The following is a 14,525-nucleotide window of genomic DNA, read 5'->3' on the forward strand; positions in this document are numbered from 1 at the left end:
TTAGCCGACCTTTTGCCCCACCGGAACCGGATCCAGCATACGAATAGCGTCAAAAGGATTATTCAGCAGTTGGCATTGAGGTACTTTTAACGCCAGTGCCAGGGTGTTCTGACTGGATAGCATCTCCGACTGTGTTTCAAGCTGGCGAAAATTAACGACATCGGTTTTCAGCATATCCAGCGCTTCGCGACTGATCACATGGGGGCTGAGGGCTCCGGTTTTTTTCAGCTCTTGCAGACGATGGCGAAGCAGCGCATTCGAGTCCGCATTACGCGCAAAATATCCCTGGGCGATATCGTCCTCTTCAAGACGAATATGGGTTTGACAGAGCACAAAGGTAGCTTTGTTCTTGAGATCCGCCACCAGCATCACAAAGTGAACATTCTCGATAAACGCTTTGTTATCGAGCCCGTCGAGCATGCTTCTAAGCAGGGTATCGAGATCGTTCAGCGCCCGGCGCAGCGGGGTAATATGCAGGCGGATGAACTGATGATCGCTCTGCTTCTGGTTGGCATAGAGTGCCTCTTCAATAGCCGCCAGTGCGCTGCTTTTAATCTCACTGATTTTGATTAACTTACTAAAACGGGCTTCATCCAGCAGCTGCTCGGCCTTGTGATCCAGCGCGTCAATTTTTTCGCTGATCTCTTCCAGCTGTTGACCTAGGGTCTCGGTCGTCTGCTGCGCAGACATGATATTTATCGCTGAAAGCGAAGCCGTCTGACTGGCGAGCTGTTCCATTACCTCTGCATGATTCTGGCCCAGCTGTTTCTCTAGCTGCTCCAGCGGACTTTTTTGACCAGGCTGCCCTTCTTGCGGGAAGATAAGATGTTTAACGATCTTACCTGCAACATCGCGAATAGTGCCGCCATGAATTTTTAGCTCCCCGGATTCAATACGGGCAATAATGTCTGCCGTCAGCGGTAGTGCACGTTCAAGAATCACTGAAAAAATCATAGGTCGATCTCACTGGCATAGTTTTCTGCAGCCAGACGTGAACGAATACTGCCAATAATTAGTACCGCCGGGATGGTCACGCTGTAGGCGGTGCCGGTGAAGGCAAACAGCACCCCTGCCACGCCGGTGAGCACGCCAATAAACTGTCCGGCGACCGGTATCGCAGCAACCACACCGCGACGCAAAATAAAGGTGCCGACAGCCATGAGCGCCGGGGTCATACTCAGCAGGCTTCGGGCGGCGGCGTTTTTGGCGTCGGTTAACATTTTCTGGTCGTCCAGGCTTTCCCGCAATACCTGTTCAAAGGCTTCACGTTCGCTATCTGAAAGTTTGGCTTTATAATCGGCAATGACTTTCTCGGCGATTTTCTCTTCGATTTTAATCAGGTCGCTTTTCATATCGACTTTGGCACCGACTTTCTCCGCAACATCGCAGACGATTTCACGGTAGTTCACCCCGCGTCGACGGAACAGATTCATCACCGTATCGCCTCCCATGCTTTGCAGCTCAATGGTCAGTTTCAACGGATCACGTTCTTCTTTACTGATATCGGCGGATCGCTTACTCGCTATCACCTCGGCCAGAAATGCCTTCTCCTGGTCACTTGCTTGCTGCAATAGAGGATAAAGATCCTGATCGTTACGGGCAAAATGGATGCTTTTCATTTTTGTAGTTTCTGCTTTGCTGTGTGATTGATGGTGAGAATGCTACTCAAAGCAAGCATAACGTCAAGGAATCAATGAGATGAAAAGCAGAGCCAGCGTTAACTGGCTCTCAGGAGGCTTCAGGATTTGCTAAAGAGGGTGATACTGCGAGCGGCCAGTTGCCAGACCGTCTGGTCTTCCTGCGTCGGTGATGACGGGTTTTCACCGGCAGTCGACAGTTGCAGCATCCAGTCGTTGTCGTCGAGGCGCGGGAGCTGGAATGTCACCTCTTCTGTTAACGGATTAAACAGCATCAATACATCGTGCCACACGCCCTCTTCGCGCTGCAGATCCGGACGGCTGATGACGACACCGAGCGTGGCGCTGGCATCCCAGTGTTCATCTTGCTGTGGCCCGCCGTCCGGGTTAAACCAGTGGATCTCCAGCCCGTCGCGCCAGTTTTCCCTGCGTAATAAGGGTTGCTCCGCGCGCAGCTGAATAAGCTTGCGGGTAAATTCCCGCAACGCATCGGCGCTCGGCGGCAGGTTTTCCCAGTGAACCCAGGAGATCTCGCTGTCCTGGCAGTAACCATTATTGTTACCCATCTGACTGCGGCCAAACTCATCCCCGGCCAGCAGCATCGGGGTGCCATGCGACACAAACAACGAGGTGAGGAAGTTACGTTTTTGCTGTTCGCGTACGGCATTAATGGCTTCGTCTTCGCTCGGCCCTTCGGCACCGTAATTGCAGGAGCGGTTATCGTTATGGCCGTCGTTATTGTCTTCGCCGTTATCCTCGTTGTGTTTGTCGTTGTACGACACCAGGTCGTTGAGGGTAAACCCGTCGTGCGCCGTAACAAAGTTGATGCTGGCCCACGGGCGGCGACCATGCTGATCGTACAGATCGCCGGAGCCCAGTAACCGTGCGGCAAAATCGGAAGAGACATTATCCCCGCGCCAGTACTCACGCACCGTATCGCGGTATTTGTCGTTCCATTCTCCCCAGCCCGGCGGGAAGCCGCCAACCTGATATCCGCCGGGGCCGATATCCCAGGGCTCACCAATCAGCTTCAGTTTAGAGAGCTGCGGATCCTGCATAATGGCGTCAAAGAAGCCGCCACGCGGGTCAAAGCCCTGCGGTTCGCGGCCCAGAATGGTGCCCAGGTCAAAACGGAAACCGTCGATGTGCATGGCGTCCGCCCAGTAGCGCAGGGAGTCCATCACCATCTGCAGTACCCGGGGGTGCGAGGTGTTGACGGTATTACCGGTCCCGGTGTCATTAATGTAATAGCGGTGCTGATCCGGCAGCGTGCGGTAATAGGCGAAGTTATCAATGCCCTTGAACGACAGCGTTGGACCCAGTTCATTGCCCTCTGCGGTATGGTTATAAACCACATCCAGAATCACCTCGATGCCCGCGTCATGATAGGCACGAACCATCTCACGAAAACCCTGCATTCCCCGTGGGCCGTAATAGTGCGGCGTCAGGGCGAAGAAGCCCAGGGTGTTATAGCCCCAGAAATTCTTCAGCCCTTTATCAAGCAGATGTTGATCGTGGGGGAACCAGTGCACCGGCATCAGCTCGACGGAGGTAATGCCCAGGCTTTTGATGTAGTCGACCGAGGCCTGATGCCCCATCCCTTCAAACGTGCCACGCAGCGCCTCAGGAATGGCCGGGTTAAGCTGGGTAAAGCCTTTCACGTGGGTTTCGTACAACACCGTATGGGGCCAGGGCACCGCCGGACGGTTGTTATCCTGCCAGTCGAAGGCGTTGGGGTCGATCACCCGACATTTTGGTGTGAACGGCGCGCTATCGCGGGTATCGAAGCTCAGATCCAGATCGTCATGCCCCATCTCATAGGCGAAGTGTGACGGATCCCACTGAAGCTCGCCCACCAGTTCCCGCGCATAGGGATCGATTAAGAGTTTATTGGGATTAAAACGGTGCCCGTTTTCAGGATCGTAAGGACCGTAAACGCGATAGCCATACAGCGCACCGGGCTGAAGGTTCGGGACATAGCCGTGCCACACCTCGTGGGTGAACTCGGGTAGCTCCAGCCGGGCAATCTCCGTTTTACCACTGGGATCGTACAGGCAGAGCTCAATGCGCTCGGCATGTGCAGAAAAAATCGCAAAATTGACCCCTTTTCCGTCGTAATTGGCCCCTAACTGATGGCTGGACCCTGCCTGAATGTCGAAATGATTACCGTTTGGCATGCTTATCTCCATGTGTAACACGCTCAGTCGCAGGCGACCAGTACCCGCCAGCACCACTGTGCAGAGGCTAATTCAAGGGTGTCGTTGAGGGCGAACACCTCTTCTGTGAAGAGATCCCGATAACGGCGTCCGGCCAGAGGCTCAGGCAACGCGACGGAAGTCTCGGGCCATAACGCGGCGCCGGTATAGCTGGCGGCGGCAAAAACCAGCCGTGGGGCGACAACAATCACCGCGTCGTTGCCGTCGGTGCGGGCAAAGGCGATGGCCTTCTCTGCCTGTTCGCCGTGGGTAATCAGCGCCACATAGTCACCCCGGCGGAAAAGCGCCGGTTTGTCCTGGCGTAAACGTAACAGTGTGGCGGTTACGAACTGATTAACCTGGCCGCTGCGCCAGCTGGCATCCTGGTTAAACACGTTCCGATCTGCGTCGCGTAGCTGCTGCGCCAGCCGGGGATAATCGGGCTCACGGCGGTTGTCGGGGTCGACGAGGCTGAAATTAAGGGCTTCGCTGCCCTGGTAGATGTCCGGTACGCCTGGCGCGGTAAGTTTGATCAGCGTCTGGCTCAGGCTGTTGACCAGCCCGGCGCGAATAAAGGGCTGCAGTGAATCGCAGAAATCCGTTAAGAAGGTATGATTCTCGGCGCTGAGCAGATGGCGGGCATACTCCAGCACCACCGTTTCGTAGGCTTCGTTGCTATCCACCCAGTCGGTACGAAGCTTGGCTTCGCGCAGGGCTTTTTCCACAAACTCCAGGAAACGCGTCTCCAGCGCCTTCAGCCCGGCGTGATCATCCGGCCTCAGCGCAGGCGGCCAGACGCCGGCCAGCGCCTGATAGAGCATCCAGGTATCGGCGGCTTTCGGCGCCGTCCCGTCATTCAAGAAACGAACATGCGTCTGGTTCATCTGCCGCCAGCGCGCCACGCCTTCGGCCCACTGAGTGGGGGCTTCGGTCAGAGTATAGAGGCGAGCACGGGCATCTTCCCCGCGCTTGGTATCGTGAGTAGAGGTGCCGGAGAGCGCATCGGGTTGACGTTCACGACGGGTCGCCATCTCCTGATGAAAACGGGTCAGCGAAAAGCCCCGCGGCACCGGTTCGGCGCCGACTTCATTCAGCGCCAGCCCCATGTTCTGGCGGAAAAAGAGAGTATCTTCCACTGATTTGGCCATTAACGGCCCGGTAAGTTGCTGGAAGCGGGTGCGGAAGCTGTTCGCCTGGGCCTGATTCACCACCGCACCGGTCATGATTCGGGTAAGCAGATCCAGCGCCTGCGCATCGGCATCGACCTGAGCGATGACCTGCTGCAACAGGCGCAGATCCGCCGGGGGCAACCCCGCTTCGGTGCCGTAGGTGCGGTAGACCGGGAAGGCTAACAGCAGCTCGCGCAGCGCATGGCGCAACGTCTCTTCGTCGGGCTGCTGCGGCTCGTCGCGGGCGATAACGTTAGCCAGCCCTAACAGGGTGGCAAACTCGCCGGCAAAATTACGATCCACCATCAGCCGGCGGGCAGCGCGCAGTTCGGCATGAGGATCGGAGGTTTTACCCACTACCTCGTCCCAGGCCTGACGCAGGGTATCCATCTTTTCATCATCCACCAGCACTTCCGCCAGCGAGGCGATAAATTCATATCCTGTCGTGCCCGAGATGGGCCAGTCGGCAGGCAGATGCTCCCCTTTGCCGAGGATCTTCTCGACGGTGATGTAGCACTCCGCCCCCGCCTCCTGGCGCAGACGCTCCAGATAACCTTTTGGATTGGCCAGACCGTCCACATGATCCACCCGCAGCCCGTCCACCGCGCCGGAGCGGACCAGGGCCAGAATCAGCGCATGGCAGTCATCAAAAACGGCGGGATCTTCAACCCGAACGCCGACCAGGCCGGTAATTTCAAAGAAACGCCGCCAGGAGAGATCTGACGCCGCATCGCGCCAGCTGCTGAGCCGCCAGGGCTGCTGCTCATGAAGCCGGGTAATGGCCCCGGGATCGGTCAGGCTCAGAACCTCCTCTTCGCGCCCTGCCCAGCTGGCAGGCGTCAGGGGGTAGAAGTTTTCAAAATAGGCCAGCGCGGGGCGGCCAGTATGGGGGTCGCGCTGAATGGTGATATCCCCCTGGGCCACCACCTTGTCAAAATCATCCCCCAGGAAAGGCAGGGTCAGGCGGCGCGACCAGTCGATATCGAAGTGGTGGGCGTAACGGCTCTGCTCGCCGTACTCAATCACATCCCGCCACCAGGGGTTCTCCAGCGAGGTGGACATATGGTTGGGCACAATATCCAGAATCAGCCCAATACCCGCCTCTTTCAGGGCGCTAACCAGCCGCTCGAACCCTGCCCGACCACCGATGGCCGGATCGATTTCGTTCACGTCCGTCACGTCATAGCCGTGAGTGGATCCGCTGGCGGCGGTAAAAATTGGTGAAGCATAGAGATGGCTGATACCCAGTTGCTGCAGATAAGGCACCAGACTGACGGCACGATCGAAAGTCATGCCATTACGAAACTGAATACGCCAGGTCGATACGGGAATCATCGGCAGGCTTCTCCCTCAGCAAAACAGACAATAATCGAATTTGGCGTCAGCGCGCCGGCGCCTTCAGGCCAGACAAACAGCGTGTTACCCGGCAGCTCAGGCGCGGGCAGCGTGCGGTCGCTGACATTCAGCGCCAGGGAGAGCGTGCCCTGCGCAAAGTGCCAGCAGACGGCGATATAGCCAGGTGCGGTGTGCAGGACTTTCCCCTGGCACGCCTGTGCGCCTGTCAGTAAAGGAACAATCGCCTGCTGGCGCAACAGCAGCAGCTGGCGGGTAAAGCGTAGCCAGGATTTACCGCTCTCACTGGTCAGTTTCTGCCAGTCAAGCTGCGAAGCGGTAAAGGTGGTCAGCGCGTTAGGATCGGGAACATCCTCCCCGTCGTGCCCCGTATGGCCGGCAAACTCTTTCGCCCGCCCTTCCCGCACCGCCCGGGCCAGATCGCCATGGAAATCGGTAAAGAACAGGAAAGGATGGGTTTCGCCGTACTCTTCCCCCATAAACAGCAGCGGAATGTGTGGAGAGAGCAGCAACATGGCCAGCAGCACCCTGGTGCGCTCCGCACCCGCAAGCGTAATTAACCGCTCACCCTGGGCACGGTTGCCTACCTGATCGTGGTTCTGAATAAAATCGACAAAGGCCAGCGGCGGCTGATTACGGCTATTCACTCCGCGCGGCTTCCCGCTGTGCGGCGACACCTCTCCCTGATAGGCAAACCCCTCGGTCAGCGCGCGGGCAAGCCACACCTCTGGCGCATCGGCGAAATCTTCGTAGTAAGCGTGAGTTTCACCGGTCGCAAAGACATGCAGGGCGTTATGCAGATCATCATTCCATTCTGCGGTAAACAGTGGCGGTTGCCCGCGCTCATCCCGGGGATGCAGATCGATACCGTTGCGGCTATCTTCCGTGGTCAGATGGATCGGCCGGGTGGTAATGGTTTCGCGAATACGTGTCGCGATCTCTTCCAGCACGTGCGGCTGGCGACTGTCTTCGATATGGTCGATGGCATCAAAGCGCAGCCCATCGAGGCGATATTCACTTAGCCAGTAGAGCGGTAGGCCGATGATAAACGCCCGGACCGGGTCCAGATCATAGGCGATACCATTGCCCCAGGGCGTCATGCGATCCGGGTGGAAAAAGTCCGGGGATAATCTCGGCAGGTAGTTGCCTTCAGGGCCAAAATGGTTGAGCACAATATCCAGCACCACGGATAAACCCAGCCCGTGAGCGGCGTCGATAAAGGCTTTGAAATCGTCCGGCGTACCGTACGCACTGTGCGGCGCGTAAAGCAGGACGCCATCGTAGCCCCAGTTGCGGTTGCCCCCTGTCTGGGAGACCGGCATCACCTCTATCTGAGTGATCCCCAGCTCTGCCAGGTATGGCAGTTTACTGATGGCACTGCGAAAGGTGCCCTGAGGCGTAAAGGTGCCGATATGAAGCTCGTAGACCACCGTCTCTTCCCACGGGCGGCCTTGCCACTCCGGGTATTGCCAGACGTAGCTATGGGGATCGACCACCTGTGACGGGCCATGAACATTCCCCTGCTGCGCACGCGATGCCGGGTCAGGCAACGCAGTGCCATCGGCAAGCACATACTGATAATTGGCCCCGGCAGGAAGGTCGTTCAGGGTGATGTCAAACCATCCATCCCCCGCTGTCTGCATGGGATAATCGTGCCCTTCCACCCGCAATGTCATCTGCTGTTGGCCGCTGGCCCACAGCCTGAAACGCACCGCGCCTGTTTCCAGACGAACGGCACCCCACTGTTTTGATACCTGTTCTGACTGCATACGATCACCTCGTTTTACCCGAACTGCCCCTGGGCTGCTTAACTGGATGGTTACGCGGAGGAGAAAAGCCGTAACATGACGTGAATGCTTAGCGCACGAAGATAAACTATAGACCAGGTTAGCGCTGTGCTGTGGCGGGTGTGCGAACAATTAACAGGTGGCGGGGAGGCCCCGCCAGGGGAAGGGTTCAGGAGGCGATGTGTGGCCAGTTGATGGTACCCACGCCGTTAAGCTGTGGGCGGGCGAAGAGGAAGCCCTGGAAGCGCTTAATCCCGGCCGTTTCCAGCCAGCACCACTCTTCCATCTTCTCAATTCCTTCGGCCACCAGGGTGATGCCCAGGTCGGCGCAGCAGCTGACGATAGATTTCACGATCGCCTGTTTCGGGCCGCTGAGGTGAATATTGCTGACAATCTCGCGGTCGATCTTGATTTTATCGGGCTGGAAACGGGTCAGCAGGGACAGCCCCGCGTAACCCGAACCAAAATCATCGATAGCCAGACCGATACCGGCGGCCCGCAGCTGTTTGATCGCGCTATTAAACTGATTGAAACCGGAGATCATCTCGTTCTCCGTCACCTCAATGACCACCTGCTCCGGCACCAGACCATGGCGCAGGATCTGCTCCATCAAAAACTCCACCGCGCCGGGCACATTTACCAGCGACATCGGCAGCAGATTGATGGCGATTTTATGATCGCCAATACCAATTTTTTCGGCCAGCGCGAAGGCATACGCCTTGGTTTGCAGATCCACTTCGTAAACTTTATCGCTGTCGATAGCGCTGAAAAAGCGCTCCGGGCTGCCTCCGTCATTACTGCGGATCAGGGCTTCCAGCGAGGAGATTTTTCCTTCACCAGGCTCGACAATCGGCTGCAGGGCGAACTGGCACATCTGGTTATCGATCAGCTCACCCCGCGGCGGGCCAAAGGGGGCCTGCTCCTGGGTGAGTGTCCACCGTTCAGGAGACGAGGTCGCGGCAGGCTCTGGCCGCTGAGTTTTGCTAATAAATTGCTGAATGAATTTGAAAACCCGATCTTCCGAAGCCAGATAGCGTTCTATTTTGCTGTAGCTCAGCACGGAGGTCAGGATGGATTTCGGCATATCAACGCGCAGATCGAAAAGCAACATTCCCACGTTTTCAAAACGACGACGCGGGCCATAATCGCGCATCAGCTCCACCACGCTATGGTGCCGCCTGTCGTCCCGGATGGTCTTGAAAAGCGTATCGACGGTCTCTTCTGCCCCCTCGAGAATTTGCAAAAATTCCGTACCGTTAAAGAGCAAAATACCGGTGACACCCAACTTCACATTGCTGTGCTTCGCTTTTTCAATCAAAGCGGTGAGAGATAACAATTCGCAGGAGGAATTTAACTGGCTTCGGTAGATAAGTGTAGTCAGCACAGCAATGGGTCCCGGTCGGTGAAATGTTGTTATAAGCTATTGTTTAGCATACTTCATATTGTGCTACTAAAGATATCGTTGCGGCCTGTGAATTATACATATTCTGACATGAATATAACTAATTTGAATGCTTGCCGTCAGGAGCGATCACACGGCGGGTTTCTCGGGCCTCCACCCGGGTGCCATCCTTATCCGTGACCACCAGTTTCGCGAGGGGTTGCCCATCGGCCGTTTGCAGATGAGACATCGCCTCGCCTTCGTTAAACAGGTTCATCTCACCCCATTGACGCAGGCAGACAACCAGCGGGAAGAGCGCCTCACCACGCGCGGTGAGATGATAAGCCTTATATGCCCCGCCTTCGCTGGCTGGGGTCTGCATCAGGATGCCTGCCTCTGTCAGAGTTTTTAGCCGCGCGGCCAGGATATTTTTGGCTACGCCGGTACTCTTTTGAAAATCACTAAAGCGGGAAATTCCGTCAAACGCGTCGCGGATAATCATCAATATCCAGCGATCCCCCAGCACATTCACGCTGCGGGCTACCGGACAGGTGGTGGTGATAAACGTCTCTTCGTGCGTCATAAAGTACCCTCTACGTAAAAACTGGTTGCAAATAAAAACCAGACCAGGCGATAGTAATCTGGTTTTTATTTAAAACCAGATTAGAGGGTAATGCAAATGAGCCTGACCGAATCGTCACGCGCCACGCCGCTGCTCACCTCCCGGCAGCTGTTTCTCTTCGCCGTGCTCTGCGCGTTTGCGGTAGCCAATGTCTATATGACCCAGCCCCTTCTCGACCAGATTGCCCATGACCTGCACGCGCGTACCGCAAGCATGGGATGGATTATCACCGCGACCCAGACGGGCTATGGGCTGGGGCTGCTGTTTTTAGTGCCGCTGGGCGACAGAGTGAATCGTAAAACGCTGATCGCCTCATTGATGCTAATGAGCAGCCTGCTGCTGGCGCTCGCCTCGCAGGCAGGGTCACTGCTGATGCTCAGTACCCTTATGGGCGTGGTGGGACTGCTGGCGGTGGTGGTCCAGATTGTGGTGGCCTATACCGCCAGCCTGACGGAGAGTGCGCGCCGGGGCGAAGCGACAGGGAGAGTTACGAGCGGCGTGGTGCTGGGGATCTTACTGGCGCGTGTGGTGGCCGGGTTGCTTGGGGAGTGGAGCTCCTGGCGTATTGTGCTTCTCTTTTCTGCCCTGGCGATGCTGGGCATGGCGCTGATTTTTATCCGCACCGCGCCGCAGGAGGAAACGCAGAAGCCGCCTCGCCCCTATAGCGAGCTGCTGCTCTCGCTGTTTGCGCTCTGGCGGGAACTGCCTGTGCTGCAGGTGCGCGCCCTCCTCGCTCTGTTGATTTTTATGGCTTTTAGCCTGCTCTGGACCTCGCTGGTGTTCCCGTTAAGCGGTGCGCCGCATGACCTCAGCCCGGGCCAGATTGGTCTGTTCGGGATAGCGGGCATTGCCGGGGCGCTGGCGGCGCGTCAGGCTGGTCTCCTGGCGGATCGCGGCCAGGGGCAGCGGGTCACAGGCGGGGCACTGTTGCTGCTGTTACTGAGCTGGGGGCTGATGGCCTGCGGCGAAAGGTCTCTTATCATTCTGACGCTGGGCATCATTCTGCTGGATTTTGCCGTACAGGCGGTGCACGTCACGAGCCAGAGCCTGATCTTCGCGCAACGCCCGCAGGCAACCAGCCGTCTGGTTGCGGTGTATATGGCTTTCTATTCGCTGGGTAGCGCCAGCGGCGCGTGGCTCGCCACCCATTTGTGGGCCTGGGGTGGCTGGCACGCCGTCTGTGCTGCGGGCGCGTTCATCAGCGGGCTGGCGCTGGCGTACTGGGCGCTGTTTGCACGATCCGCTGTAACATATAGTCGTAGAAAGGGTTTGAGGTAAGTCGCATCATGGCGTCCATGCCGGCGATCAATCCCCCCGTTTCGCCACGCAGGGCCGCATTACCCAGATTTATGCCAAACCGCTGCGGATCGACTGGCCGGGTACCGTAGAGATCGTCCTGCGGCGGGAACGGCAGCGCCACGTGTGAGAGGGAATAGATATCTGCCGGCCAGGGGGTGGTGAGCGGCGTAATTTGCGCCGCCACTGCCCCGGCGGACAGCCTGCGCGCGACCGTTTTCAGGGTCTGCGCCGAGGCATTGGACACCACCGTCGTCGTATAGCGGCGCGGCGGCGGAGGTAACAGCGCATCAACCGAAAGATACGCCCCCGGACGCAGAAACGGGCGCAGACTGGCGGCCTGGTTGATGTCAAAAATGACCAGCTCGCTGCCGTTAGACGGAAGCAGATTAAACAGCATATCCACCACCGCACGGGTGCTGACGGTGCTGTCCATAACAGACTGGAAGGCCAGTACCGGAGGAAGCGCCGTCAGGCTCTGCTTATCGGCATAACGGCGGATCTGCTGTTGCAACGCCTGGGTCAGTTGCCAGCTCTGGCGCGCCCCGTTCACTGGGAACGAGTTGTATTTAAAGGGATTGTATTCCGGCTGGATATTCAGCCATGCCGCTTTGGCGAAGGGCGGAAGCAGCGCGGGCAGCCCCGCCAGCCCGGCAAAACGGGCGAAGGCGCTGACGCCAATCATCGGCGAGATCAAAATCAGCTGCTGGGGTTTCGCCAGGTGGTTGTCATCAAGGGCGTCGAGAGCGTATTTCAACGCCAGCGCCCCGCCGTTGGAGTAGCCCACCAGATGCAGCGGCACCTTTGCCCCGCCAAGACGACGGGCTTCACGCACGGCCAGACGGGTCACCGCCATCCACTGCTCCCACTCCACATCACTGAGCGCGCCTGGTGCGGTACCGTGGCCCGGCAAACGCGGCACGACGGCCACAAATCCACGCTGTTGATAGTCGGCGGCGATGCGCTGCACGCTGTAGGGGGAGTCAGTTAGTCCATGCAGTAACACCACCGCGCCGCGTGGCGTACCCTCAGGTAGCAGCACCCGGGAGCGATTCCCCTGCAACGAAAACTGTCCGGGCCAGACCAGGCTGTTGCGGTAATAGCGGTTCACCGGCGTCTGCTCGTCACCTTTTGTCTTATCCACCACGTCGCGCTGTAATGCCTGGAAGATCAGCCCTTCCTGACGCAGATAATCGGCAAACGTCGCCTGATCAATATCGCGCGCCGACATCTCCGGCGCAGTCCAGGTGTGCCAGGGGTGCAGCGCGGGGCCGGTCTGCGATTTATAAATCCGGAAGGCCAGCAGCACGATCAGGACGACGCCCAGTACCTTAGCGACAATTTTCACGGTGGAGAACAGCTGGGCGCGCATGGGCTTCCTTTCCAGAATGGGATTGACGCTATCTTAGCGCGTTTCTCCCGGCCCACAAAAATGTGATGCCCGTGACGTATTCACTAATTTCATACCTTCAACGCGGCCTGGCTGCACCAAAAGCGCGCTAGGTTGCACTAATGTTACTCATAAGTTAATCGAATATTGCAGAGAAACCCGCCATTTCTGGCATGGGCTGGATTGGCACGCGTCCTGCATTGTTAATCAGGTAACAGTTTTTCCGGTGATGACAACCCGTTAACAGCGAGGCGGCATGACTCCACACTCTGAATTTCTGGCGCGTATAGAAGGCGGTTTTAGCCAGCTCACCCCTACCGAAAAACGGGTTGCGAGCTGGCTGCTGGCCCATGCGGGGCAAATCCCGTTTGAAACGGCAGAGAGCATCGCGCAGGCCACCGGCACCAGCGGTATCACCGTGGGACGTTACTTACGCAAACTGGGTTATCGCAATCTGGATGATGCCAAAAAAAGTCTGCGCGAATGGCCTGCCGCCCCCTATCAGCCCTGGGGGATGAAAGAGCGTCTCGACTCCTGGCACCAGCAGCAGACGCTTCCTGACCGGGCGCAGCGCTCTCTCGCGCTGGAAATGGATGCTATCGGGCATGTCTACCAGTTGGCGCAAAGCGAGGGTTTTCAACGGGTGGTACACCATCTGGCCACCGCTGACGCGGTTTTTGTGCTGGGGATCCAGTCCACCCGCGGCATTGCTAACGCCTTCTTCAGCCATCTGGAGTATCTGCGCCCGCGCGTCATTTATAGCGAAGGGCTCTCCGGCAGCTGGGTTGAGTCGCTCAACTCCGGCTTTAGCCACCCCTACGTGGTACTGACCGATACCCGCGCTTACTCCTCGGTGGCCCGTCAGTTTTGCCGGGTAGCCTGTGAGCGACAGATCCGTACCGTACTGATCACCGATATCTGGTGCCCCTGGGCGCGGGATTACCCCATCGATCTTCTGCAGGTGAAAACCGATACCGGCCACTTCTGGGACTCTCTGGCCCCGGTGAGCTGCCTGTTTAACCTGCTGCTGTCGGGCGTGGTCCAGGCGCTGGGCGATGCCCTGCCCACCCGCCTGGCGGCAAACCGGCAATTACAACAAGAGTTTGGTCAATTCGAACGTTAAGGAGCGGAGCTATGCCCGAAGAGTGTCAACTGGTCGACGTCGCCAGGACGTTTCCTACCCTGCATATCGACCTGAAGTATGCCACGGCCGACAACATTACCGGCCGCCCTGTCTACCGCGAGGCGCGCTGTCTGCTGCATCCGGATGCCATTACCGCGCTGGCGAAAGCGATAAGTATTGCCGATCTCGCCGGTTTACAGCTGCTGGTGTATGACGCCTATCGTCCGCAGGCAGCTCAGGCTCGCCTGTGGGAGGCATGCCCGGATCCGCAATACGTGGTGGATGTCTCTACCGGCTCGAACCACAGCCGCGGTACGGCTATCGACGTCACGCTGATGGACGCCCGCGGGACGGTGCTGGATATGGGGGCGGGCTTTGACGAAATGCACGACCGCTCTCACGCCTTTCACCCCTCCGTTCCGCCCGAGGCGCAGCGTAACCGTCTGCTGCTGAACGGCATCATGGCCGGCGGGGGATTTGTAGGCATCAGTTCCGAGTGGTGGCACTTCGAGCTGCCGCTTGCTGCCAGCTATCCGCTGCTTGAAGACCGTTTCGCCTGTTTTTGACGCACC

General features: G+C 57.8%; 11 protein-coding genes. 3 read left to right on the plus strand and 8 right to left on the minus strand.

Annotation, left to right across the window (positions count from 1 at the left end):
• From B3B59_RS10660 to B3B59_RS10690, 7 genes are all read right to left on the minus strand, one after another.
• Window positions 1-954, minus strand: coding sequence for a hypothetical protein (locus B3B59_RS10660; protein ID WP_286808957.1), 954 nt, complete (start codon window positions 952-954; stop codon window positions 1-3).
• Window positions 951-1,619, minus strand: a complete 669-nt coding sequence (locus tag B3B59_RS10665) for a hypothetical protein (protein WP_286808958.1) — start codon at window positions 1,617-1,619, stop codon at window positions 951-953. Before B3B59_RS10665 ends, B3B59_RS10660 begins: the two co-directional genes overlap by 4 nt.
• A gap of 119 nt (window positions 1,620-1,738) precedes the next feature.
• Window positions 1,739-3,814, minus strand: a complete 2,076-nt coding sequence (gene glgX / locus B3B59_RS10670) for a glycogen debranching protein GlgX (protein ID WP_212476092.1) — start codon at window positions 3,812-3,814, stop codon at window positions 1,739-1,741.
• Between the two features lie 23 nt (window positions 3,815-3,837).
• Complete coding sequence (gene treY / locus B3B59_RS10675; protein WP_286808959.1) at window positions 3,838-6,336, minus strand: malto-oligosyltrehalose synthase; 2,499 nt, start codon at window positions 6,334-6,336, stop codon at window positions 3,838-3,840.
• Entirely contained in the window at window positions 6,333-8,123 is a 1,791-nt protein-coding gene (gene treZ, locus B3B59_RS10680) for a malto-oligosyltrehalose trehalohydrolase (RefSeq protein ID WP_286808960.1), read from the minus strand. Before treZ ends, treY begins: the two co-directional genes overlap by 4 nt.
• Window positions 8,124-8,310: 187 nt before the next feature.
• Complete coding sequence (locus tag B3B59_RS10685; protein ID WP_286808961.1) at window positions 8,311-9,525, minus strand: diguanylate phosphodiesterase; 1,215 nt, start codon at window positions 9,523-9,525, stop codon at window positions 8,311-8,313.
• Between the two features lie 118 nt (window positions 9,526-9,643).
• On the minus strand, window positions 9,644-10,105 hold the full coding sequence (locus B3B59_RS10690) for a winged helix-turn-helix transcriptional regulator (RefSeq protein ID WP_286808962.1): 462 nt from the start codon (window positions 10,103-10,105) through the stop codon (window positions 9,644-9,646).
• A 96-nt stretch (window positions 10,106-10,201) separates the two neighbouring features.
• Here B3B59_RS10690 and B3B59_RS10695 point away from each other — a divergent pair, with 96 nt between their 5' ends.
• On the plus strand, window positions 10,202-11,422 hold the full coding sequence (locus tag B3B59_RS10695; RefSeq protein WP_286808963.1) for an MFS transporter: 1,221 nt from the start codon (window positions 10,202-10,204) through the stop codon (window positions 11,420-11,422).
• Here the strand turns inward: B3B59_RS10695 and B3B59_RS10700 are convergent.
• Window positions 11,343-12,812 (minus strand): alpha/beta hydrolase, encoded by a 1,470-nt coding sequence (locus B3B59_RS10700; protein ID WP_286808964.1) that lies wholly within the window; start codon window positions 12,810-12,812, stop codon window positions 11,343-11,345. The genes B3B59_RS10695 and B3B59_RS10700 overlap by 80 nt on opposite strands.
• Window positions 12,813-13,086: 274 nt before the next feature.
• Between B3B59_RS10700 and B3B59_RS10705 the strand changes: the two genes are divergently transcribed.
• A complete protein-coding gene (locus tag B3B59_RS10705; protein WP_286808965.1) occupies window positions 13,087-13,953 on the plus strand; it encodes a MurR/RpiR family transcriptional regulator in 867 nt (288 codons plus the stop codon).
• 11 nt (window positions 13,954-13,964) lie between these two features.
• Window positions 13,965-14,519, plus strand: coding sequence for a D-alanyl-D-alanine dipeptidase (ddpX, locus tag B3B59_RS10710; protein ID WP_286808966.1), 555 nt, complete (start codon window positions 13,965-13,967; stop codon window positions 14,517-14,519).
• The last annotated feature ends 6 nt before the right edge of the window (window positions 14,520-14,525 follow it).

This window comes from Leclercia sp. UBA2479 (genome assembly GCF_002341985.1).
Lineage (GTDB): Bacteria > Pseudomonadota > Gammaproteobacteria > Enterobacterales > Enterobacteriaceae > Enterobacter > Enterobacter pneumoniae.